Source organism: Alicycliphilus sp. T452 (assembly GCF_054512775.1).
On the sequence record NZ_JBTNEH010000007.1, the window covers coordinates 92,732 to 114,484 of the forward strand.

At 68.5% G+C, this 21,753-nt stretch carries 17 protein-coding genes; 10 read left to right on the forward strand and 7 right to left on the reverse strand.

Annotation, left to right across the window (positions count from 1 at the left end; all coding sequences use genetic code 11):
• Position 1: 1 nt before the first annotated feature.
• From ACX12L_RS08370 to ACX12L_RS08390, 5 genes are all read right to left on the reverse strand, one after another.
• Positions 2-463, reverse strand: a complete 462-nt coding sequence (locus ACX12L_RS08370) for a PaaI family thioesterase (RefSeq protein ID WP_459262216.1) — start codon at positions 461-463, stop codon at positions 2-4.
• 10 nt (positions 464-473) lie between these two features.
• Positions 474-1,466 (reverse strand): tripartite tricarboxylate transporter substrate binding protein, encoded by a 993-nt coding sequence (locus ACX12L_RS08375; RefSeq protein ID WP_459262217.1) that lies wholly within the window; start codon positions 1,464-1,466, stop codon positions 474-476.
• Positions 1,467-1,489: 23 nt separating this feature from the next.
• The gene (locus ACX12L_RS08380; RefSeq protein ID WP_459262317.1) at positions 1,490-3,049 is read right to left on the reverse strand and encodes a class I adenylate-forming enzyme family protein; all 1,560 of its coding nucleotides are present in this window, start codon (positions 3,047-3,049) and stop codon (positions 1,490-1,492) included.
• Positions 3,050-3,060: 11 nt separating this feature from the next.
• Positions 3,061-4,011: a Bug family tripartite tricarboxylate transporter substrate binding protein gene (locus ACX12L_RS08385; protein ID WP_459262218.1), complete on the reverse strand. Its 951-nt coding sequence runs from the start codon at positions 4,009-4,011 to the stop codon at positions 3,061-3,063.
• 133 nt (positions 4,012-4,144) lie between these two features.
• Positions 4,145-5,533, reverse strand: coding sequence for an L-serine ammonia-lyase (locus ACX12L_RS08390; RefSeq protein ID WP_459262219.1), 1,389 nt, complete (start codon positions 5,531-5,533; stop codon positions 4,145-4,147).
• A gap of 505 nt (positions 5,534-6,038) precedes the next feature.
• On the opposite strand from ACX12L_RS08390, the gene ACX12L_RS08395 reads away from it, so the two are divergent.
• The 4 genes from ACX12L_RS08395 to ACX12L_RS08410 all read left to right on the forward strand — a co-directional run bounded on the left by ACX12L_RS08395 (position 6,039) and on the right by ACX12L_RS08410 (position 7,974).
• The gene (locus ACX12L_RS08395) at positions 6,039-6,599 is read left to right on the forward strand and encodes a hypothetical protein (RefSeq protein WP_459262220.1); all 561 of its coding nucleotides are present in this window, start codon (positions 6,039-6,041) and stop codon (positions 6,597-6,599) included.
• 75 nt (positions 6,600-6,674) lie between these two features.
• The gene (locus ACX12L_RS08400; protein ID WP_459262221.1) at positions 6,675-7,229 is read left to right on the forward strand and encodes a hypothetical protein; all 555 of its coding nucleotides are present in this window, start codon (positions 6,675-6,677) and stop codon (positions 7,227-7,229) included.
• A gap of 12 nt (positions 7,230-7,241) precedes the next feature.
• Complete coding sequence (locus ACX12L_RS08405) at positions 7,242-7,628, forward strand: DUF488 domain-containing protein (protein WP_459262222.1); 387 nt, start codon at positions 7,242-7,244, stop codon at positions 7,626-7,628.
• 106 nt (positions 7,629-7,734) lie between these two features.
• A complete protein-coding gene (locus ACX12L_RS08410; RefSeq protein ID WP_459262223.1) occupies positions 7,735-7,974 on the forward strand; it encodes a helix-hairpin-helix domain-containing protein in 240 nt (79 codons plus the stop codon).
• Between the two features lie 122 nt (positions 7,975-8,096).
• On the opposite strand, the gene norR is transcribed toward ACX12L_RS08410, so the two are convergent.
• Positions 8,097-9,704 carry a nitric oxide reductase transcriptional regulator NorR gene (gene norR, locus ACX12L_RS08415; protein ID WP_459262224.1) on the reverse strand — a complete coding sequence of 536 codons (1,608 nt, stop codon included), beginning with the start codon at positions 9,702-9,704 and terminating at the stop codon, positions 8,097-8,099.
• Positions 9,705-9,852: 148 nt separating this feature from the next.
• Here norR and ACX12L_RS08420 point away from each other — a divergent pair, with 148 nt between their 5' ends.
• The 6 genes from ACX12L_RS08420 (at position 9,853) to ACX12L_RS08445 (ending at position 19,460) form a co-directional block, all read left to right on the forward strand.
• A complete protein-coding gene (locus tag ACX12L_RS08420; protein WP_459262225.1) occupies positions 9,853-12,162 on the forward strand; it encodes a nitric-oxide reductase large subunit in 2,310 nt (769 codons plus the stop codon).
• 75 nt (positions 12,163-12,237) lie between these two features.
• On the forward strand, positions 12,238-12,666 hold the full coding sequence (locus ACX12L_RS08425; protein WP_459262226.1) for a hemerythrin domain-containing protein: 429 nt from the start codon (positions 12,238-12,240) through the stop codon (positions 12,664-12,666).
• Positions 12,667-12,995: 329 nt separating this feature from the next.
• Positions 12,996-16,334, forward strand: a complete 3,339-nt coding sequence (locus tag ACX12L_RS08430) for a bifunctional diguanylate cyclase/phosphodiesterase (RefSeq protein ID WP_459262227.1) — start codon at positions 12,996-12,998, stop codon at positions 16,332-16,334.
• A 157-nt stretch (positions 16,335-16,491) separates the two neighbouring features.
• A complete protein-coding gene (locus ACX12L_RS08435) occupies positions 16,492-18,519 on the forward strand; it encodes a ribonucleoside triphosphate reductase (protein ID WP_459262228.1) in 2,028 nt (675 codons plus the stop codon).
• An 82-nt stretch (positions 18,520-18,601) separates the two neighbouring features.
• A complete protein-coding gene (gene nrdD / locus ACX12L_RS08440) occupies positions 18,602-18,802 on the forward strand; it encodes an anaerobic ribonucleoside-triphosphate reductase (RefSeq protein WP_013517049.1) in 201 nt (66 codons plus the stop codon).
• A complete protein-coding gene (locus tag ACX12L_RS08445) occupies positions 18,780-19,460 on the forward strand; it encodes an anaerobic ribonucleoside-triphosphate reductase activating protein (RefSeq protein ID WP_459262229.1) in 681 nt (226 codons plus the stop codon). The genes nrdD and ACX12L_RS08445 overlap by 23 nt, the downstream gene beginning before the upstream one ends.
• Before the next feature lie 272 nt (positions 19,461-19,732).
• On the opposite strand, the gene recQ is transcribed toward ACX12L_RS08445, so the two are convergent.
• Positions 19,733-21,595, reverse strand: coding sequence for a DNA helicase RecQ (gene recQ, locus ACX12L_RS08450; protein WP_459262230.1), 1,863 nt, complete (start codon positions 21,593-21,595; stop codon positions 19,733-19,735).
• Positions 21,596-21,753 lie beyond the last annotated feature (158 nt).

Sequence of the window (21,753 nt, forward strand, 5' to 3'; positions counted from 1 at the left end):
CCTACCCCTGCGCCTGCTGCCGCGCCACCAGCTTGAAGCTGCCGGTGGCCAGGGCCACCAGGGTGCCGTCCTCGGCGCGCACCTCGCCGCGCGCGAAGCTGATGGAGCGGCCGCGCCGCTCGCAGTGGGCGGTGGCGACCAGGTCGCCGCCGGCGGCAGCCACGAAGTGCAGCGTCAGGTCGATGGTGGCCACGCCGTAGGCGGCAGGAGCGTGCGAGCGCACAGCCGCCGCCAGGGTGCAGTCGAGCAGCGTGGCGATGGAGCCTCCATGCACGTCGCCGCGGCTGTTGGACTGCTCTGCCTGGAAGCCCATGCGCACCTGGGCCCGGTCGTTACCGATGCGCTCGCCGCGCAGGGCCATGGCGCGCGCCATGGCCATGGGCAGGCCGAAGAACATCTCGGGCGCCTCGCCGGCGAAGGGACTCGGGGGTATGTCGTTGCTGGTGCTGGAGTGGTGTTGCATGGGGTGATTGTCAGTCCACCTTGGCGCCGGTGGACTTGACCACGGCGGCCCAGCGGGCGATCTCGCTGTCGATGTGCGCCTGCAGCGCCTCGGGCGTGGAGCCCACGGGCTCGTAGCCGCCGGCGGCCAGCTGCGACTGCAGCTGGGGCTGGCGCAGGGCCGCGGCGATTTCCCGGGCGAGGCGCTGCCTGACCTCGGGCGGCGTGCCGGCCGGCGCGATGAGCGCGTACCAGCCCGTCACGTCGAAGCCGGCCACGCCCTGCTCCTGCACCGTCGCCACCTCGGGCGCCAGCGCCGAGCGCTGCGCGCTGGTGACGGCCAGCGCGTGCATGCGGCCGCCGCGGATATGCGGCATGGAGGTGGAGATGCTGTCGAAGGTCAGGTCGATGTCGCCGGCCAGCATGGCATTGACCACGCCGGCGCTGCCCTTGTAGGGCACGTGCGTCATCTTGATGCCGGCGATGCTGCTGAAGTATTCCGCCGCCAGGTGCCCGGCGTTGCCGTTGCCGGCCGAGCCGAAGGTGAGCTTGCCCGGCGCCGCCTTGGCGGCCTGCACCAGCTCCTGCATGTTCCTGGCGGGCAGCTTGCTGCTGCCGGCCACCACCATGGGCAGGTTGGCCACCAGCGACACGGGCGCGAAGTCGCGGCGCGTGTCGTAGGGCAGCTTGGGGTACAGGCTGTCGTTGATGGCGTGGGCCGCCAGCACCATGAGCACCGTGTAGCCGTCGGGCTTGGCGCGCGCCAGGTACTGCGAGGCCAGCGTGCCGCCCGCGCCGGGCTTGTATTCCAGCACCACGGGCTGGCCCAGCTGCTGCTGCAGCTGCACGGCCAGCGGCCGGCCCAGCAGGTCGGCGCTGCCGCCTGGCGGGTAGGGAATCACGAGCTGTATCGGCTTGGCGGGCCAGGCGTCCGCGGCCTGGGCGGCGGGGGCCAGCAGGGCGCCGGCACCCAGCGCCAGGCCGGCGAGCATGGCGCGGCGCAGCCGCGAGGGACGGATGGACATGTCGCTCTCCTGGTACGAGGGAATCAATGGGCCGCCTGCAGGTACTGCTCGCGCAGCTGGCGCTTGAGCACCTTGCCGATCTCGCTGCGCGGCAGGCGCTCCACGGTGCGCAGGTCGGCCACGCGCTGGGTCTTGCCGACGCGGGTGTTGAGCCATTCGCGCAGCTCGGCTGCCGCGGGCTGCACGCCGGCGCGCGGCACCACGTAGGCCACGGGTGTCTCGCCCCACTGCTCGGAAGGCACGCCGACCACCGCGCATTCGGCCACCTGCGGGTGCTGCTGCAGCACGCCCTCGATGTCGCTGGGGTAGACGTTGAAGCCGCCCGTGATGATCATGTCCTTCATGCGGTCGCCCAGCACGATGAAGCCGTCCTCGTCCAGCCGCCCCACGTCGCCGCTGCGGATGAAGCGCTGGCCCTGGGCGTCGAACCACTCGGCCTCGGCCGTCTTGCCGGGCAGGCGGTGGTAGCCGTTCATCATGCCGGCCGAGCGGCCCACGATCTCGCCCTGCGCGCCCGCGGGCAGCTCGCGCCCCTGCTCGTCGATGAAGCGGATGTCGGCGCCCTCGCCGGGGCGGCCCACGGTGTGCAGCTTGTCCGGGAAGTCGTGGCAATGCAGCTCGCAGCGCACGCCGCCCTCGGTCAGGCCGTAGTACTCGATGAGCCGGCCGGGCCAGCGCCGCAGCACCTCGGCCTTGAGGGCGGCACCGAAGGGCGCGCTGGTGCAGAACTTGTGCCGCAGCCGACTCAGGTCGGTGCCGTCGAACGCGGGGCAGGCCATCAGGCGCTGGTACTGCACGGGCACCAGCATGGTGTGGGTGGCGCCGTGCCGCTCGGCCAGCTCCAGGTAATGCGCGGCGTCGAACTTGCGCATCAGCACCAGCGTGCCGCCCAGCGCCAGCGTGGGCAGGGCCGCCACCAGCGTGGTGTTGGAATACAGCGGCGTGGCGCACAGCGAGACGGCGTCGGGCCCATAGCCATTGGTGATGGCGCGGCGCACATGGGCCCAGCGCATGGCCCAGGACTGCACGATGCCCTTGGGCACGCCCGTGGTGCCCGACGAGTAGATCACGTTGAAGGCCCAGTCGGGCGCGGGCGCGATCGGCACGGGCGCGCCGTCGCCCTGCGCCAGCCATTGCGACCAGGGCGCGCCGGCCTCGGGCGCATCGTCCAGCGCCACGCAGCGCAGGGCGGCGCCCGCGTGCAGGGGCCATTGCGCGGCGACCTCGCGGTCGCGCAGCACCAGGCGCGCGCCGCAGTTGTCCAGCATGGCGCTCAGGTGCTCGGCCGTGGCCGAGGGCGCCAGCGGCGCCACCGCCACGCCCGCGCGCAGCGCGCCGAGGTAGGCCAGCAGGTATTCGACCGAGGTGCCGGCGCAGACGGCCACCACGTCGCCGGGCCCCAGGCCATCGCGCTGCAGGCTGGCGGCCACGCGGTCCATGCCGGCGCGCAGCGCAGCGTAGTCCAGGCGCTGCTCCTCCAGGATCAGGGCCGTGTGGCCGGGGCGGTGCGCGGCCTGGCGCGCGATCAGTTCGGGCAGGGAGCCGAAGGGCTGGGTCAACAGGTGTTCGATGTCTGCTTGCATGGCCATGAAGGTTATTCCAGCGACAGGCCCGCGGCCTTGACGATCTGGGCCCAGCTCTTGCGTTCCTGGGCGATGAAGGCGTCGTACTCGGCCGGCGTCTCGCCGCCGGGCACGCCGCCCAATTCGGCGAAGCGCTGGCGCACTTCGGGCATTTGCATCGCCTTGCGCGCCGACTGCTGCAGGCGCAGGGCCACCGCGTCGGGCGTGCCGGAAGGCGCCAGCAGGCCGAACCAGGCCGTGACCTGCATGGGCACGCCGGCCTCGGCCATGGTGGGCACGTCGGGCAGCTGGGCCGAGCGCGCGCCGCTGGTGATGGCCAGCGCGCGGAACTTGCCCGACTTGATGTGCGGCATGGAGCTGGGCAGGTTGTCGATCATGAAGTCCACCTGCTGCCCGAGCAGCGCCGTCACGGCCGGGGCCGCGCCCGGAAAGGGCACCAGGGTGACCTCGATGCCGGCCTTCTGGCGGAACATCTCGGAGGACATGTGCGGCGACTGCCCCACGCCCGAGGTGGCCACGTTCAGGCGCTGCTTCTTCGCCAGCTGCACCAGGTCCTGCACGCTGCGCGCGGGCGAGTCGGCATGCACCACCAGGATGTTGGGCACGGAGATCACGTTGGTGATGCCGCGCAGGTCGGTTTCCTTGTAGCTCAGCTGCTTGTAGAGGCTGAAGTTGATGGCGATGGGACCGATGTTGCCCATCAGCAGCGTGTAGCCGTCGGGCTTGGCGCGCGCCACCTGCGCCGTGCCTATGCTGCCGCCGCCACCGCCCTTGTTCTCCACCACGATGGAGGTGCCCAGGTCCTTGCCCATCTTCTCGGCCAGCACGCGCGCCGCGATGTCGGTGGTGCCGCCCGCGGCGGCGGGCACGACCATGGTGATGGGCCGCTCGGGCCAGGCGGCCCAGCCGGCCAGGGGCAGTGCCATCAACAGTGCGGCCAGCAGGCGGCGGCGCGTGGACATGGGGCTTTCCTTATCGTGTGTACAGCGAAGGCGTCACGATAAGGGGACGGGCCGGGCACGGACTCAGGGTTTCATGGGAGACGTGCTTCGTGATTGGGCAACCCCTGCTTTGACGCGCTGAAAGGGCCGCGCGTCAGCACTCCACGATGTTCACCGCCAGCCCGCCGCGCGAAGTCTCCTTGTACTTGCTCATCATGTCGGCTCCCGTCTCGCGCATGGTCTTGATGACCTGGTCCAGGCTCACGTGGTGCGTGCCGTCGCCATGCAGCGCCATGCGCGCGGCGTTGATGGCCTTCACCGACGCGAGCGCGTTGCGCTCGATGCAGGGAATCTGCACCAGCCCGCCCACCGGGTCGCAGGTCAGGCCCAGGTGGTGCTCCATGCCGATCTCGGCGGCGTTCTCCACCTGCGCGGGCGTGCCGCCCAGCACCGCGCACAGGCCGGCGGCGGCCATGGAGCAGGCCACGCCCACCTCGCCCTGGCAGCCGACCTCGGCGCCCGAGATGGAGGCGTTCTCCTTGTACAGAATGCCGATGGCGCCGGCCGTGAGCAGGAAGTCGATCACCCCGGCCTCGCCCGCGCCCTCGACGTAGCGCCAGTAGTAGTGCAACACCGCCGGCACGATGCCCGCCGCGCCATTGGTGGGCGCCGTGACCACGCGCCCGCCGGCGGCGTTTTCCTCGTTCACCGCCAGGGCAAACAGGTTCACCCAGTCGATCACCTGCAGCGGATCCTGCTGCAGGCCTTGCGCCGCCTGCAGCGCCCTGTACAGGCCGGGTGCACGCCGGCGCACGCGAAAGCCGCCGGGCAACTCGCCCTCGGCCCCGCAGCCGCGCGCCACGCAGTCCTGCATGGCGCGCCAGATGGCCAGCAGGCCGGCGTCGATGTCGGCATCGGCGCGCCAGTGGCGTTCGTTGACGCGCATCACCCGGGCGATCGAGCCGCCCTGGGCCCGCGCCTGCGCCAGCAGCTCGGCACCGCTGTGAAACGGCAACGGCAGCACCTCGGTGCCGGGCGCGATTTGCGCCTGGCGCGCCGCGTCCCGCGCCGCATCTTCACTCACGATGAAGCCGCCCCCGACCGAGTAATAGGCCTGAGCGTCGAGCAGCCCGCCCTGCGCGTCGAAGGCCTCGAAGCGCATGCCATTGGCGTGCAGCGGCAGCGCCACGTCGGCCACCAGCAGCAGGTCGGCCAGCCAGTCAAAGGCGATCTCGGGGCCATCGGCCAGCGGCAGCCGGCCCTGGCCGCGGATGCGCGCGACCAGCGGCTCGACGAGGGCCACGTCCACCGTGTCGGGCGCATGCCCGCACAGCCCCAGCAGCACGGCCCGGTCGCTGCCGTGGCCGCGGCCCGTGGCGCCCAGCGATCCGAACAACTGGCAGCGCACCCGCGCCACCCGCGGCAAACGCCCGTCCCGCGCCAGCCGCTGCACGAACAGCCGTGCCGCGCGCATGGGCCCCACGGTGTGCGAACTGGACGGGCCTATGCCTATCTTGAAAAGGTCGAAAACACTGACGGCCATGGTTGAAAACTCCTGCCCGGCAAGGCCCGCGGCAACGCATCGGACACACCGGCGACGAAAACGCACATCGCCAGGCCCGGCTTTATCCGCCGGCGGATATTTGAAGACCAGCGCATGCGGTGAAGAATATACGCGCCCCAACCCGGGGCCAGATCATTTTCGCGCAGGAGATGGTTTTCTTGCAATTGATCTTTTAAAGGGCAAGCATATTTTCTGGAGATGCCGCAATCCAGCCCTTATTGACTTTGACCGCGCGGGTTCACGCTTTCAACGGCACGAGCACTACCGGCAAGCGGCGTAGATGCGCAGGCGCCGCTGCTACCCGGGCTCTTGGCGCGGAAAGCCAAGTCAGGAGAAGCTCGGCATCCTTTTCCATCCGATAAATTCCAGGTTTGACCAAACGGCCATATAATGGGGCGCCTCCTGGAAGGATACGATATGCTTTTTGTTTACCGGATACTCCCTGCAAGATCGCTGCCGCCTGATTTTATTTAGGCATCTTTCCATGCGCATCTCATTATTAGCCGGCCTATTTTCACTCGCCATCTCTGGTTGCATGATTGTCCCGCGCCCGACAGATCAAGAGCTGCTGGCATTGGACAATCCTCCGCCAGCCGTCCTGGCAAAGTTAGAATATTTTTTCCCACGGGTGCTCTCGTGGTACGAGCAGGTGGAAATCGAGCTATCGCCGAAAGGCCGTCCGCTTTCCCGGCCCGAAACCGAATTTGCGATTCGCGTCGGCGTCAAAGATCCGGGCCGGGTCAGGATCGTGGTTCTCGAAGATTTTCCATTGCCATCCGACCCGGAGTTGCGCAAGGAGGCGGAGCGTATCGGCATGGGCAGCAAAACCGAAGGCGGCAGAACCAACGGCTACGTGATCATGCTCAAGGCATGGACTGCTGAAAATAACTCAGTGATCTCTCATGAACTCGTTCATATCGGGCAGCAGGATCGGCTAGGCAGGGAATCATTCTTGCGGCGCTATCTGATTGAAATGGAAATGATGGGCTATTCCCGCTCCCCGCTGGAACTCGACGCCTATGCAAAGCAAAGTCGTTCCTTGTAATACGCCCAATCACCCGATCCGGCGGACAATCGGCCAGTTACGCCGCCTGCCTGCCGCCGACCTCATTCGTCAGGCATGGCCATCGTGACACCACCGACCGCATCCACCGTTGCGACCATCGCCCTCGTTCCCTTGCTGGGCTGGCGCATCTATGTCCGCTTTCGGCGCGCGTCGGGGCGCCAGCGGCTGAGCCGGTACCGCGGGCCGATCACCCTCACGCTGTACTCGCTGCTCGTGGGCGCCGTGGCGTTCGCCAATCTCCGCTACCCGCTCCATCTGCTGGCTTTCGCCGCCGCCGTCGGCGCCGGCGCCGGCCTGGCGGCGTTTGCACTCAAGCGCACACGGTTCGAGCCCACGCCCACCGGGCTTTACTACACGCCGCACGGGCCCTTGGGCGTTTCCCTGGCCCTGCTCTTCCTGGCCCGCATCGTGTACCGGTTCATCGAGGTGTACGCCATCGCCCCAGGGACTGCGCGAAGCTTTGCCGAGTTTGCCCACAGCCCGCTGACCCTCGGCGCCTTTGGCCTGATGGCGGGCTACCATTTCTGGTACATGCTCGGCTTGGTGCGTTGGCGCCGGCGCGTGCTGCGAGCCAAACACAGGCGCGATGCGCAGCGCGGCGCGACTTAAAGGAGAAACCCCATGGCAGTTCGAATCGTGCGGCTCGGCAGTCCGCGAGCCGAAGGCGAAGGCACACGGATTGGCACGGTGCGCCGTCCGCCACGCGGCGTTCCGAAGCCGGAGTTTGCGTCGCAGGACTGGTACGACGTCTGGTACCCGAATCTGGCGCCCACGCCCGAGACCGTGAAGCTGGGCCAGGAAGCCGAAACGCCCGCGCAGTGGCGCGCCTTCACCAAGAAGTACAGGAGCGAGATGGCCGCGCCGGAAGCGGCGCGCACCATCCAGCTGCTGGCGGCGCTGTCGAAGCAGGCCCACTTTTCCGTCGGCTGCTACTGCGAGGAAGAGGCGCATTGCCACCGCTCGGTGCTGCGGGAACTGCTGCGGGAGGCGGGTGGCGAGGTGGTGTAGAGCAGGGCCTGCGCACGCCGTGTGATTTTCAGTCTTTTCAGCTTTTACCCCTTTTACACCAAGCGGTGCAAGCTATCTTTTTTGAATTCATTCATAGAGAAAACCCATGCCATTCCCTCTGGAAGAACGCAAGGCATTGCTGGGCGTGAAGGGTGTCGGCCCCACGGTGGTGGCCCGGCTGGAGCAGATGGGGTTTGAGTCGCTGGCCCATTTGAGCGGGGCGAATGCGCTGGACATCGTCTCCCGGGCCTCGGCCATCGTCGGCTCCACCTGCTGGAAGAACAGCCCGCAGGCCCGCGCGGCCATCCAGGCGGCGATCGCATTGGCGCGTTCGCGCCGGGCTTGAACCTGGAAACGGCAGCCTCATTCCATTTCCCAATCCATCGAGTACGCGAAGGCGAAGTGCAGGCAGTACAACCCGTACGGCCAGCGAAGCCGACGAAGTAATCGGTTGGTTGAGGAATGGAATCAGCCCTTGAGCCCGAGCCGGCGCGCCAGCTTGTGCAGGTTGCTCGCATCCACGTCCAGCGCGCGCGCGGCCTGGGCCCAGTTGCCCTGGTGGCGGTCCAGGGCCGCGGTGACGGCCTGGCGCTGGCAGGCATCGATGGCTTCGCGCAGGGTGCCGGCGGCGACCTCGGCGGCGGCGCTGGCGGCCGCGGCGGGGCTGGCGGCGGCGCGGGTGCCGCCGCCGTCGGCGGCGGGCATGTCGAGCGCGTCGAGGTCGAGCAGGCCTTCCTCCAGCGTGACGATGGTGTTGCGGTCCGCGCCGCGGCTCAGGGCCTTCAGGGCGGCGCGGCTGATGACGTGCTCGAGCTCGCGCACGTTGCCGGGCCAGCGGTAGCGGCGCAGCGCTGCCTGGGCATCGGGCGACAGGCGCAGGCTGCGCAGGCCCAGTCGGGCCCGGTTGCGCTCCAGGAAGCGCCCGGCCAGCACCAGCACGTCGTTGCCGCGCTCGCGCAGCGGCGGTATGGGCACGGGATAGACCGACAGGCGGTGGTACAGGTCGGCGCGGAAGGCGCCGCTGGCCACCTGCTCGCGCAGGTTGCGGTTGGTGGCGGCGATCACGCGCACGTTCACGCGCCGGGGGCGGTCTGCGCCCAGGCGCTGGATCTCGCCGTTCTGCAGCGTGCGCAGCAGCTTGGCCTGCACGGACAGGGGCAGCTCGCCCACCTCGTCCAGGAACAGGGTGCCGCCCTCGGCGGCCTCGAAGCGGCCGGGCCGGTCGCTCACCGCGCCCGAGAAGGCGCCGCGCACGTGGCCGAAGAGTTCGCTCTCGGCCAGCGACTCGGGCAGGGCCGCGCAGTTGACGTGCACCAGGGGGTGGTTGCGCCGCGCCGACTGGTGGTGCAGCAGGCGCGCGAACAGCTCCTTGCCCACCCCGGTCTCGCCCAGCAGCAGCACGGGCAGGTCGGACGTGGCGACCACGCCCAGCTCGTGCAGCAGGCGCTTGAGCGCCGCGCTCTCGCCCACGATCTCCAGCTCGCCCGCGCCGCCGCGCTCGGCCGAGGCCAGGGCCGCGTCGCCCTCGCCGGGGTCCGTGGCCGCCATGCGCAGGGTGCGCAGTTCCTGCTCCAGCCGCGCCACGCGCACCACCGCCTCGACCAGGGGCAGGCTGTGCGCCAGGCGCTGGCGCGCCGCCGGGCCGAAGGTGCCGGTGGCCAGCGCATCGAGCGTGAGCACGCCCCAGGGCCGGCCTTCCACGTGCAGGGCCACGCCCATGCAATCGTGCACGGGCAGGGGTTCGCCCACCAGGGTGTCGAGCAGGCCGTCGTAGGGGTCGGGCAGCTGGCTGTCGTGCTCGAAGCAGGTCACGTCCCGGCGCGCCAGGATGGCCGCGAGCCGCGGATGCTGGCCCATCAGGAAGCGCCGCCCCAGGGTGTCGCTGACCAGGCCGGTGACGGCCAGGGGGCGCAGGCGCTCGTCCTCCAGGCGCAGCAGGGCCACCGCGCCGCAGCGGAACTGGGCGCGCAGCACGTCCACCAGGCGCTGCAGGCGGACGGCCTGGGGCAGCTCGGCACCCAGGTCGGCGCATATGCCCAGCAGGGCAGTGGTGATTTCAGCGTCTTTCGCGGTCATAACAACCCTATAAGGGTGAATTTAACCATAATTGATGTTGGTTAATTTTACCTTGCACCGTGTAAACCCTTGATTTTCCGCAGTGCACAAAGCTGGCATCGACCTTGCATAAAGGGTGGCGTTCATAGTGAAACGATGGAGGCCCTGCATGGGGAAATACGCCAAGTATTGGTACACGCTCATAGGCGTGTTGATCGTCACCTTCAGCCTATTGGGCTACTACGGTGCCGAGGTTTATCGCACCGCGCCGCCGATTCCGGGCAAGGTGCTGGTGCAGGGCAGCGACAAGCCACTCTACACCAAGGACAGCATTCTGGACGGCCAGACCGCTTGGCAGTCCGTGGGCGGGATGCAGCTGGGCTCGATCCTGGGCCACGGCGCCTACCAGGCCCCGGACTGGACGGCCGACTGGCTGCACCGCGAGCTGACGGCCTGGCTGGACCTGGCCGCGCAGAAGGACTACGGCAAGCCCTTTGCCGACCTGGACGCGGGCCAGCAGGCCGTGCTGCGCGACCGGCTCAAGACCGAGTACCGCACCAACACCTATGACCTGGCCACGGACACCGCGGTGATCACGCCGCTGCGTGCCCAGGCCATTGCCGCGACGGCCCAGTACTACGACAAGCTGTTCGGCGACGACCAGTCGCTGCACAAGTCGCGCGAGCATTTCGCCATGAAGGAAAACACCCTGCCGAGCGCCGAGCGCCGAGCGCAGATGGCAGGCTTCTTCTTCTGGACCGCCTGGGCCGCCGCCACCGAGCGCCCCGCCGACGTGGGCGGCGGCAACGGCGCCACCTACACCAACAACTGGCCGCACGAGCCCCTGATCGGCAACCAGCCCACGGGCGAGAACATGGTCTGGTCGGTGATGAGCGTGGTGGTGATGATGGCCGGCGTGGGCTTCCTCGTGTGGGGCTGGGCCTTCCTGCGCAAGCATGACGAGCAGGACCCCGTCCCCCCGGCCCACGACCCGCTGTCGCGCGTGGCCCTGACGCCCTCGCAGCGCGCCCTGGGCAAGTACCTGTTCCTGGTGGTGGCGCTGTTCTGCGCCCAGGTGTTCCTGGGCGGCTTCACGGCCCACTACACGGTGGAAGGCCAGACCTTCTACGGCATCGACGTCTCCAGGTGGTTCCCCTACGCCCTGGTGCGCACCTGGCACCTGCAGGCGGCCCTGTTCTGGATCGCCACGGGCTTCCTGGCCGCGGGCCTGTTCCTGGCCCCCGTGATCAACGGCGGCAAGGACCCCAAGTACCAGAAGCTCGGCGTGGACGTGCTGTTCTGGGCGCTGGTGGTGGTCTGCGTGGGCTCGTTCATCGGCAACTACCTGACCATCGCCCACATCATGCCGCAGGAGTGGAACTTCTGGCTCGGCCACCAGGGCTATGAATACGTGGACCTGGGCCGCCTGTGGCAGATCGGCAAGTTCGCCGGCATCGCCTTCTGGCTGGTGCTGATGGCGCGCGCCATCTTCCCCGCCCTGCTGGCCCCCAACGGCCAGGACAAGAACCTGCTGGCCCTGCTGACATCCTCGGTGGTGTGCATCGGCCTGTTCTACGGCACCGGCCTGTTCTACGGCGAGCGTACCCACATCTCGGTGATGGAGTACTGGCGCTGGTGGGTGGTGCACCTGTGGGTGGAGGGCTTCTTCGAGGTCTTCGCAACCACGGCGCTGGCCTTCATCTTCTCGACCCTGGGCCTGGTGTCCTACCGCATGGCCACGGCCGCCAGCCTGGCTTCGGCATCCCTGTTCATGCTGGGCGGCGTGCCCGGCACCTTCCACCACCTGTACTTCGCCGGCACCACCACTCCCGTGATGGCCGTGGGCGCATCCTTCAGCGCGCTGGAAGTGGTGCCGCTGGTGGTGCTGGGCCACGAGGCCTGGGAACACTGGCGCCTGCAGCACAAGACCCCGTGGATGGCCAAGCTGCGCTGGCCGCTGATGTGCTTCGTGGCCGTGGCCTTCTGGAACATGCTGGGCGCGGGCGTGTTCGGCTTCATGATCAACCCGCCGATCTCGCTGTACTACATCCAGGGCCTGAACACCACGCCGGTGCACGCCCACGCCGCCCTGTTCGGTGTCTACGGCTTCCTGGCACTGGGCTTCACGCTGCTGGTGCTGCGCTACGTGCGCCCGCAGATGCAGTTCAACGAGCGCCTGATGAAGACCGGCTTCTGGTGGCTCAACGCCGGCCTGGTGCTGATGATCGCCACCAGCCTGCTGCCGATCGGCCTGTTCCAGTTCCACGCCAGCGTGACCCACGGCCTGTGGTACGCCCGCAGCGAGGAATTCATGCAGCAGCCCTTCCTGGAAACCCTGCGCTGGGTGCGCACCTTCGGCGACCTGGTGTTCATCACCGGCGCCCTGTGCGTGAGCTGGCAGGTGGTGAGCGCCGTGCTGTTCGGCGCCCGCGCACCGGCCGCGCCCAGCACCGGCGTCCTGGCTGGCGCGCGCCGCTGAGGCGCGTCCCCCCCGGGGCGTGGCGCCATCCCGGCGCCACGCCCGCCGCAAACGACGACAAAGGAGCAGACCGCCATGAACATCGACCGTTTCAAGCATGACCACGTGGACATCCTGGAGCAGATCGACCGGCTGCGCCGGCTCACCCACGCCGGCGTGGAGGACAACGCCGCGGCGATCGCACGCGGCATCGTGGCGATCAGCTCCACCATCAAGCTGCACCTGGCGGTGGAAGACCGCCTGCTGTACCCGGCGCTGAGCCAGTCCGGCAACCCCGAGCTGGCGCGCCTGAGCCAGCGCTTCCAGCACGACATGGGCTCCATCGCCACGGCCTTCATGGCCTTTGCGCGGCACTGGAACACCGCCGAGAGCGTGCGCGGCAATGCCCAGGCCTTCCGCCGCGAAGCCAACGACGTACTGCGCCGTGTCTACGAGCGCATGCAGCGCGAAAACCGCGAGTTCTACCCGCGCATCGAGGCCGAGGAGGCACTCGCGGCACACTGAGGAAAACCATCTTTTTTCATAGCTACAAGCGCTGTACCATAGGTCGCTTCAGCCATAAATGACTCCATCGGCAAGACCTCTGGGGGACTTGCTTTTCAGCCGGCATCGCGCCGGCTTTTTTTTGGCTCATCGCGCCATTCCGGGCCAGGGCGGAGCGCCGCCGCTCCACCCTGCGCCGCGCCCGTGCCCTGCTCCATTGAAAAGGCCTGGAAGACGCCATGAGACGTTTAGTTTTTACAATTACAAACTTAATAGAACATTTTTGTACACTTCGCGAAAGACGTGCATCACTGTGGGGCGTGCACTCATTCAACAGGTCTGTTTTCAAGATGATGCACCCCACACACCGAACGGAGCTGCGCAAATCTTCCTACTGGTTCGCCGGCTTGCTGGCCGGGCTGTGGCTGGTGCGGATATTCCCGGCGCCTGACGTTGCCCGGGGCATGGCGCGCTACCTGCCGCTGCACACCGGCATGGAGACGCTGGCCATCGCCATGGCGGCCATGGTGTTCGGCATTGCCTGGGCCACGCAGAAATACCGCGCCAACGGGCGGGACCTGATCCTGGGGCTGGGGCTGCTGGGGGTGGCCATCCTGGACATGAGCCACACCCTGTCCTACCAGGGCATGCCGGACTTCATCACCCCCAGCGGGGCCGAGAAGGCCATCCATTTCTGGCTGGCGGCGCACTGCCTCGCGGCCCTGGCCATGCTGTGCGCGGCCTTCTGGCCGCAGTGCTGCAACGACCGGCTGGGCCAGAACGCGCGCTACTGGGGGCTGCTGTTCGTGCTGCTGGCCGTGGGCGCGGTGCACTATGTCGTGCTGCTCCACCCGCAGCGGATCCCGCCCACCTACATCCCGAACGTCGGCCTGACGGACTTCAAGATCCATTTTGAATACGGCCTGATCGCCGCCTATGTGCTCGCGGGCGCGGGATTCCTGGCGCGCCTGCGCCACGGCTCCGAATCCGGCCTGGCGCGCCTGGCGCTGGCCGCATTCACCATGGCGATGAGCGAGTTCTTCTTCACGCTCTATGCCAACGTCACCGACGTCTACAACGTGACCGGGCACATCTACAAGATCATGGCCTATGCCTTCCTGTACCGGGGCCTGTTCGTGGAGGCGGTGCAGACCCCCTATCAGGAACTGCAGGCGTCCGAGGCCCGGCACCGGGCCACGCTGGACACGCTGCCCGACATGCTGTTCGAGATGAGCCGCCAGGGCGTCTACCTGTCGGTGCACGCCAACGACGCCAGCAAGCTGGTGGCACCGGCCGAGCAGTTGCTCGGAAACAGGCTGGACCAGACCCTGCCCCCGGAGGCCGCCGCCGTATGCATGCAGGCACTGGCCGAGGCCCAGCGCGCCGGCATGGCCCGCGGCCAGCGCATCTGCCTTTCGCTGCCGGCGGGCCTGCATCACTTCGAGCTGGCCATCGCCAAGAAGGCCGATCCCGCGGGGCGCAGGGACACCTACCTGTTGCTGGTGCGCGACATTACCGCCACGGTGCACGACGAGCGGCGCATCGCGTTCGAGGCGCGCCTGAACGCGGCCTTGCTGGACTTGCAGCAAAACGATGGCCAGGAGTCCGAGGCGGATCTCCTGCAACGGGGCATCCGGCACGCCGAGCAGCTCACCGACAGCCCCTTCGCCATCCTGCACCTGGTGCGCGACGACCACAGCACCGAGCTTGCGGCCCGCTCCGCGGGAGCGGCGCCCGATGGCGGGATGCCGATGCCGGCCCGGGCGGACATCTGGCGGCAGGCGCTGCGCGAGTGCCGCTCCGTCACCCTGAACCAGGTCACGGCCGCATCGCACCCGCGGCCCGAGGGCGCCCTGCTGCGGTGGATGAGCCTGCCCGTGCGGGAAGGCGGCCAGGTACGCATGCTGCTGGGCGTGGCCAACAAGGCCGAGGACTACGACAAGCAGGATGCGCAGGCGCTGCAGGCCCTGGCCGATGCCCTCTGGAGGCGCGTGGTGCAGCGCCGGCAGGATGCCGTCATCCACCGCCTGTCCGAAGCGCTGGAGCAGAGCCCGCACCAGGTGGTCATCACGGACGTGAAGGCCGACGTCCTGTACGTCAACCGCGCCTTCAGCGAGGTCAGCGGCTACAGCGCGCAGGAAATACTGGGGCGCAACCCCAGGGTGCTGCAATCGGGGCTGACGCCCCGCGCCACTTATGAGGACATTTGGCGCAAGCTGCCCCAGGGACTGCCCTGGCAGGGCGAACTCATCAACCGGCGCAAGAACGGCCAGATCTATACCGAAGCCGTTTCCTTCTACCCGATCCGCGACCTCTCGGGCCAGGTGACGCATTACGTCGCCCACAAGGAGGACATCACCCAGCGGCGCGAAGCCGAGGAGCGCATCCGGGCCCTGTCGAACTTCGACACGTTGACCGGCCTGCTCAACAAGAAGGCCTTCGACGAACAGCTGGCCCTGGCCATCGAGCGGGCCGACGCCAGCCATGGACGGCTTTCCATGCTGTGGTTCGACCTGGACAACTTCAAGCTGATCAACGAATCGCTCGGCCATGCGGCGGGAGACGAGCTGCTGGTGGAGATGGCCAACCGCCTGCGCGCGAGCCTGGGCCCCCAGAGCGCGCTGGCCCGCCCCTCGGGCGACTCCTTCGTGGCCATCGTGCCGCAGGCCGACCAGGCATCCGTGGCGTTCACGACACAACAGGCCCTGACGCGGCTGCAGGCCGTCGCTTCCGCGCAGGGCCATCCCGTGTCGGTGAGCGCCTCGGCAGGCGTGGCCGTGTATCCCGACGATGCCAGGACGGCCAGCACCCTGGCCGCGGCGGCCGAACTTGCCATGTACCGGGTCAAGGATGACGGGCGCAACGGGCTGCGCTTCTTCGCGCCGGAAATGCAGGCCCATACGCAGCGCTCGCTGGAGCTGGCGGCCGGCCTCAAGGACGCCGCGCACAAGGGCGAGCTGTTCCTGGTCTACCAGCCCCAGCGCGCGCTGGGCAGCGATGCGCTGGTGGGCGCAGAGGCGCTGCTGCGCTGGCGCCACCCCCAGTGGGGACTGGTGTCGCCGGCCGAGTTCATTCCCATCGCGGAGCAAAGCGGCGCCATCACGGCCATCGACTTCTGGGTCGTGGAGCAGGCCGCGCGGCAGCTGCGCGCGTGGGACGCCGCCGGCCTGCCGCCGCTGGTGGTCGCGGTGAACCTGTCGGCGGCGCAATTCGCCCGTCCCCAGCTGGCCGAGGAATTGCTGCACATCCTGCGGCGCGTGGATGTGTCGCCGCAGCGCATCGAGGTGGAACTGACGGAGGCCGTGGCGCTGAAGAACCTGGAGCTCGCCGAAACCACCATCCGGCGCCTGCACGACATGGGCTTCAAGGTGGCCCTGGACGACTTCGGCACCGGCTATTCGTCCATGAGCTACCTCAAGCGCTACGCCATCGACAAGCTCAAGATCGACCAGTCCTTCGTGCGCGAGCTGGCCGAGGAAACCAGCGACATGGCCATCGTGACGGCCATCGTCAGGATGGCGCACAGCCTGCGCCTGACGACCATCGCAGAGGGCGTGGAAACGGCTGCGCAGGCCGCCCTGCTGCACGACTGCGGCTGCGACGAAATCCAGGGCTATTGGTACAGCCGGCCCCTGGAGCCCGCCGCCTTCGAGACATTCATCAAGGCCCTGCCGCAGCGCGGCGCCTGACTCCCCCCTCCCCTCTTGCTCCCGACGCGGCGCTGGTCTCTGGACCTGCGCAAGCCCCATCCTTGCCCACCATCAAGGCCGATGCTTGTGCCTCATCAAACTACATATAGCGTTTTATATTTACTCTGAACACCATATGTAGTGCTTCAGGACAACCATGACGTCACCAACCCCCTCCACCGCCACCCTGCCGCGCGACGTGATCCAGAGAAGCGGCGAGCGCGCCGCGTTCGACGCGGGACGCATCCGCTCGGCCATCGCGCGCGCGGGCGCTGCCACCGGCGAATTCGGCGAGGACGAGGCGCAGCTGCTCACCGCCCAGGCGACCAAGGTGCTCATCCACCGCTTCCGCGGCGAGGCGCCCGCCATCGAGCAGGTCCAGGACGTGGTGGAGCAGACGCTGATCGCCGCCAACCACCTCGCCACCGCGCGCGCCTACATGGCCCACCGCCAGCGCCACGCGCTGCTGCGCGCCGACCGGCAGACGCTGGTGCACGTGGAAAGCTCCATCAACGAATACCTCACGCGCGCCGACTGGCGCGTGAACGCCAACGCCAACCAGGGCTACTCGCTCGGCGGTCTGATCCTCAACGTGGCCGGCAAGGTCACGGCCAACTACTGGCTCTCGCACGTCTACGCGCCCGAGATCGGCGAGGCGCACCGCAATGGCGACATCCACATCCACGACCTGGACATGCTCAGCGGCTACTGCGCGGGCTGGTCGCTGCGCACGCTGCTGCACGAGGGCCTGAACGGCGTTCCGGGCAAGGTGGAGGCGGGGCCCCCGAAGCACATGAGCTCCGCCGTGGGGCAGATCGTGAACTTCCTCGGCACGCTGCAGAACGAGTGGGCGGGCGCGCAGGCGTTCTCCTCGTTCGACACCTACATGGCGCCCTTCGTGCGCAAGGACGCGATGGACTACGCCGCCGTGCGCCAGTGCATCCAGGAGCTGGTCTACAACCTCAACGTGCCCTCGCGCTGGGGCACGCAGACGCCGTTCACCAACCTCACCTTCGACTGGACCTGCCCCGAGGACCTGCGCGAGCAGGTGCCCGTGATCAGCGGCGAGGAAATGCCCTTCAGCTACGGCGCGCTGCAGGCCGAGATGGACCTCATCAACCGCGCCTACATCGACGTGATGACCACGGGCGACGCCAGGGGCCGCGTGTTCACCTTCCCCATTCCCACCTACAACATCACGCCCGACTTCCCGTGGGAGAGCGAGAACGCCGCCGCGCTGTTCGACATGACGGCCAAGTACGGCCTGCCGTACTTCCAGAACTTCATCAACTCGGAGCTCTCGCCGAACATGGTGCGCTCCATGTGCTGCCGCCTGCAGCTCGATTTGCGCGAACTCTTGAAGCGCGGCAACGGCCTGTTCGGCAGCGCCGAGCAGACGGGCAGTCTGGGCGTGGTCACCGTGAACTGCGCGCGGCTGGGCTACCTGCACGCGGGCGACGAAGCGGGGCTGTTCGCCGCCCTGGATCGCCTGCTCGAACTCGGCAAGCAGAGCCTGGAGGTCAAGCGCAAGCTGATCCAGCGCCTGATGGACCAGGGCCTGTTCCCCTACACCAAGCGCTACCTCGGCACGTTGCGCAACCACTTCAGCACGCTGGGCGTGAACGGCATCAACGAGATGATCCGCAACTTCACGGCGGACGCGCACGACATCACCAGCGAACGGGGCAACGCCTTCGCCGTGCGCCTGCTGGACCACGTGCGCGCGCGCATGACCGAATTCCAGGAGGAAACCGGCCACCTCTACAACCTGGAAGCCACGCCGGCCGAGGGCACGACCTACCGCTTCGCCAAGGAAGACAGGAAGCGCTGGCCCGTCATCCTGCAGGCGGGCACGGCGGAGCAGCCCTACTACACCAACTCGTCGCAGCTGCCCGTGGGCTTCACCAGCGACCCGTTCGAGGCGCTGCAGCGCCAGGAGCAGCTGCAGGGCAAGTACACCGGCGGCACCGTGCTGCACCTCTACATGGGCGAACGCATCTCCAGCAGCGCGGCCTGCCGCGAGCTGGTCAAGCGCGCGCTGACCAACTTCCGCCTGCCCTACATCACCGTCACGCCCACCTTCTCCATCTGCCCCACGCACGGCTACCTGGCGGGCGAGCACAAGTTCTGCCCCCGGTGCGACGAGGAGCGCCTGGAGGCCAAGCGTCGGCGCCTGGCGGCTTGAAGCCAAAACGGCCTGCGGCGCTTTTCCATCCAGCGCGAGCAGCTATCGAAACCGTAGTTTCCAACCACCGAAGGAGTTCACCATGAGCCATTTCTCCACCACCGAGCAAGCAGCCCTCGCCGCCGTGCAGCTCACCGACGACGAGCGCCAGCCCTGCGAGGTCTGGACCCGCGTGATGGGCTACCACCGCCCCGTGGCCAGCTTCAACGTGGGCAAGCAGGGCGAGCACAACGAGCGCCAGTTCTTCTCCGAGCACGCGCGTGGCTGCAGCAACGCCTGCTGAAGCGCTGCGCATCGGCGGCCTGACGCCGCTCACCACCATCGACTTCCCCGGCCGCCTCGCGGCCGTGGTGTTCTGCCAGGGCTGCCCCTGGCGCTGCGGCTATTGCCACAACACCGGGCTGCTCGACGCCGCCACGCCCACGGCCCACGCCTGGGCCGACGTGCAGCAGCTGCTGTACGCGCGGCGCGGCCTGCTCGACGGCGTGGTGTTCTCGGGCGGCGAGCCCACGCTGCAGGCCGCCCTGCCCGATGCGCTGGCACGCGTGCGCGAGCTGGGCTTCGCCACGGGGCTGCACACCGCCGGCATGTACCCCGAGCGGCTGGCCACCCTGCTGCCGCTGCTCGACTGGGTGGGGCTGGACGTCAAGGCGCCGCTGCACCGCTACGACGCGATCACGCGCACGCCGGGCAGCGGGGCGAAGGCGTGGGAGTCGCTGCGGCTCGTGCTGGCCAGCGGCGTGGCCCATGAATGCCGCACCACGTGGCATGCGGGGCTGTACGGGGAGGATGATTTGCGGGAGCTTGCCGATGCCCTGGCGGCCGAGGGCGTGCGGCACTGGGCGCTGCAGGAATGCCGCACGGATGGCACGCCCGCCTGGGCCCCGCCGCAGGCCGTCGCACAGCGCTGGCCCGGCGCCTTTACGCTGCGCCGCGCCTGAGAACGTGTTCATGATCTTTTCATGGTGTCCGCAAGGCAGCAAAAGGCCGCAATCGAGGCGCGCGCCGCAGGCCATGCTGGCGGCCTGGACAAGGTGCGCAACGACGAGTGCGGCCTTTTGCTGCCTTGCCCGCAGGGTTGCCCCGCAAAGGCGGCGTCTACGGCGTTGCAAATCCTCGCCGGGCCACCAGCCCGGCTGCGGTTTGCGCCTTGCATCCACCGCCTTTGCGGGGCAACGGACACCATGAAAAGATCATGAACACGTTCTGAGGGCTACTGCCGGCACACGCGCACAACATCCTCGCCATAGGCTTCGAGCTTCTTCGCCCCCATCCCGCTGATGCCCTGCAGGTCATCCAGCGTGGCCGGGTTGCGCTCGGCGATCGCGGCCAGCGTGGCGTCGTGGAAGATCACGTAGGCCGGCAGGTTGTGCTCGCGCGCCACCTCGGCGCGCCAGGCCTTGAGGTTGATGAAGCGCACCTGCGCGTCCTGCCCCAGGTTGGCGGCGGCCACGGGCGGGGTGGCGGCGCGGCGGGTTCGCTTGGGCTTGGCGGCGGCCTGGGCCGTGGCCTCGCGCAGCTGCACGTGCTGCTCGCCGCGCAATACGGGGCGCGAGCCGTCGGTGAGCACCAGCGTGTCGAAGCTGTGGCCGCTCTCCAGCATCACCTTGTGCAGGCCCACGGCGCCGGTGGCCAGCAGCTGGCGCAGCACGCCGCGCAGCTGCGCCTCGGTGTATTCCTTGCCCAGGCCGAAGGTGGAGAGCCTGTCGTGGCCGAACTGCTTGACCTTGTCCGTGTCCTTGCCGCGCACGATGTCCATGATGTGCCCGGTGCCGAAGCTGATGCCGCTGGCCTGGTGCACGCGGTAGATGGTCGAGAGGAGCTTTCTCGCGGCGTCCGTGCCGTCCCACACGGCGGGGGGGTTCAGGCAGTTGTCGCAGTTGCCGCAGGGCTCGGACTGCTCGCCGAAGTACGCCAGCAGCCGCACGCGGCGGCAGTCCGTGGCCTCGGCCAGGGCCAGCAGCGCGTCGAGCTTGCCGCGCAGCACGGCCTTGAATTCCTCGGCCGCGTCGCCGTCGTCGATCATGCGGCGCTGGTTCACCACGTCCTGCAGGCCATAGGCCATCCAGGCGTCGGCGGGCAATCCGTCGCGGCCGGCGCGGCCCGTTTCCTGGTAGTAGCCCTCGATGTTCTTGGGCATGTCCACGTGGGCGACGAAGCGCACGTCGGGCTTGTCGATGCCCATGCCGAAGGCGATGGTGGCCACCATCACGATGCCGTCCTCGCGCAGGAAGCGGTCCTGGTTCTGCTGGCGCACCTCGGCGGGCAGGCCCGCGTGGTAGGGCAGCGCGTTGATGCCGCCGTCCTGCAGCGCCTGGGCCATTTCCTCCACGCGCTTCCTCGACTGGCAATAGACCACGCCCGCGTCGCCCAGGTGCTCGCGGTCGATGAAGCGCATGAGCTGCGTGAGCGGTTCCTTCTTCTCCTCTAGCCGATAGCGGATGTTGGGCCGGTCGAAGCTGCTGACGAACTGGCGCGCCTCCTGCAGCCGCAGCCCCTCGACGATGTCGGCGCGCGTGAGCGCGTCGGCCGTGGCGGTGAGCGCAATCCTGGGAACGCGGGGATACCGTTCGTGCAGGATGGACAGCTGCCGGTACTCGGGCCGGAAGTCATGCCCCCACTGGCTCACGCAGTGCGCCTCGTCGATGGCAAAGAGCGAGAGCAGCCCGCGCTCGTGCAGGCCGTCGAGCAGGCCGAGGAAACGGTCGGTGGTCACGCGCTCGGGCGCGGCGTAGAGCAGCGTGATCTCGCCGCGCGAGAGGCGCCGCTCGACGTCCAGCGTCTGCTGCCAGTCCAGCGTGGAGTTGAGGAAGGCCGCCTCCACCCCCGCCTCGTGCAGCGCGCCCACCTGGTCGTGCATGAGCGCGATGAGCGGCGAGACCACCACCGTCACGCCCCGCCCCGCGTCGCGCCGCACGATGGCCGGCACCTGGTAGCACAGCGACTTGCCCCCGCCCGTGGGCATGAGCACGAGCGCGTCGCCGCCGGCGATCACGTGGTCGATGATGGCCTGCTGCGGGCCACGGAACTGGTCGTAGCCGAAGACGTCGTGCAGGACGAAATGCGCGGGAGACAAGGAAGACTCTTCTTTTGATAGCTGCTGGCGCTTACTGGATAAGCGCCAGGGCCAGATTTGACCAATATTCCAGGCGACAGGGCAAGGCTGGCGCCAGGCGCCTATTGTGCGTGCTCCGGATGCAGGCCCCCGCGCGCGCGCTCCGAATGATGCCCAAA

Coding starts and splice junctions, on each gene's coding strand:
- ACX12L_RS08370 (WP_459262216.1), bottom strand. CDS start 463: ATGCAACACCACTCCAGCACCAGCAACGACATACCCCCGAGTCCCTTC.
- ACX12L_RS08375 (WP_459262217.1), bottom strand. CDS start 1,466: ATGTCCATCCGTCCCTCGCGGCTGCGCCGCGCCATGCTCGCCGGCCTG.
- ACX12L_RS08380 (WP_459262317.1), bottom strand. CDS start 3,049: ATGCAAGCAGACATCGAACACCTGTTGACCCAGCCCTTCGGCTCCCTG.
- ACX12L_RS08385 (WP_459262218.1), bottom strand. CDS start 4,011: ATGTCCACGCGCCGCCGCCTGCTGGCCGCACTGTTGATGGCACTGCCC.
- ACX12L_RS08390 (WP_459262219.1), bottom strand. CDS start 5,533: ATGGCCGTCAGTGTTTTCGACCTTTTCAAGATAGGCATAGGCCCGTCC.
- ACX12L_RS08395 (WP_459262220.1), top strand. CDS start 6,039: ATGCGCATCTCATTATTAGCCGGCCTATTTTCACTCGCCATCTCTGGT.
- ACX12L_RS08400 (WP_459262221.1), top strand. CDS start 6,675: ATGGCCATCGTGACACCACCGACCGCATCCACCGTTGCGACCATCGCC.
- ACX12L_RS08405 (WP_459262222.1), top strand. CDS start 7,242: ATGGCAGTTCGAATCGTGCGGCTCGGCAGTCCGCGAGCCGAAGGCGAA.
- ACX12L_RS08410 (WP_459262223.1), top strand. CDS start 7,735: ATGCCATTCCCTCTGGAAGAACGCAAGGCATTGCTGGGCGTGAAGGGT.
- norR (WP_459262224.1), bottom strand. CDS start 9,704: ATGACCGCGAAAGACGCTGAAATCACCACTGCCCTGCTGGGCATATGC.
- ACX12L_RS08420 (WP_459262225.1), top strand. CDS start 9,853: ATGGGGAAATACGCCAAGTATTGGTACACGCTCATAGGCGTGTTGATC.
- ACX12L_RS08425 (WP_459262226.1), top strand. CDS start 12,238: ATGAACATCGACCGTTTCAAGCATGACCACGTGGACATCCTGGAGCAG.
- ACX12L_RS08430 (WP_459262227.1), top strand. CDS start 12,996: ATGATGCACCCCACACACCGAACGGAGCTGCGCAAATCTTCCTACTGG.
- ACX12L_RS08435 (WP_459262228.1), top strand. CDS start 16,492: ATGACGTCACCAACCCCCTCCACCGCCACCCTGCCGCGCGACGTGATC.
- nrdD (WP_013517049.1), top strand. CDS start 18,602: ATGAGCCATTTCTCCACCACCGAGCAAGCAGCCCTCGCCGCCGTGCAG.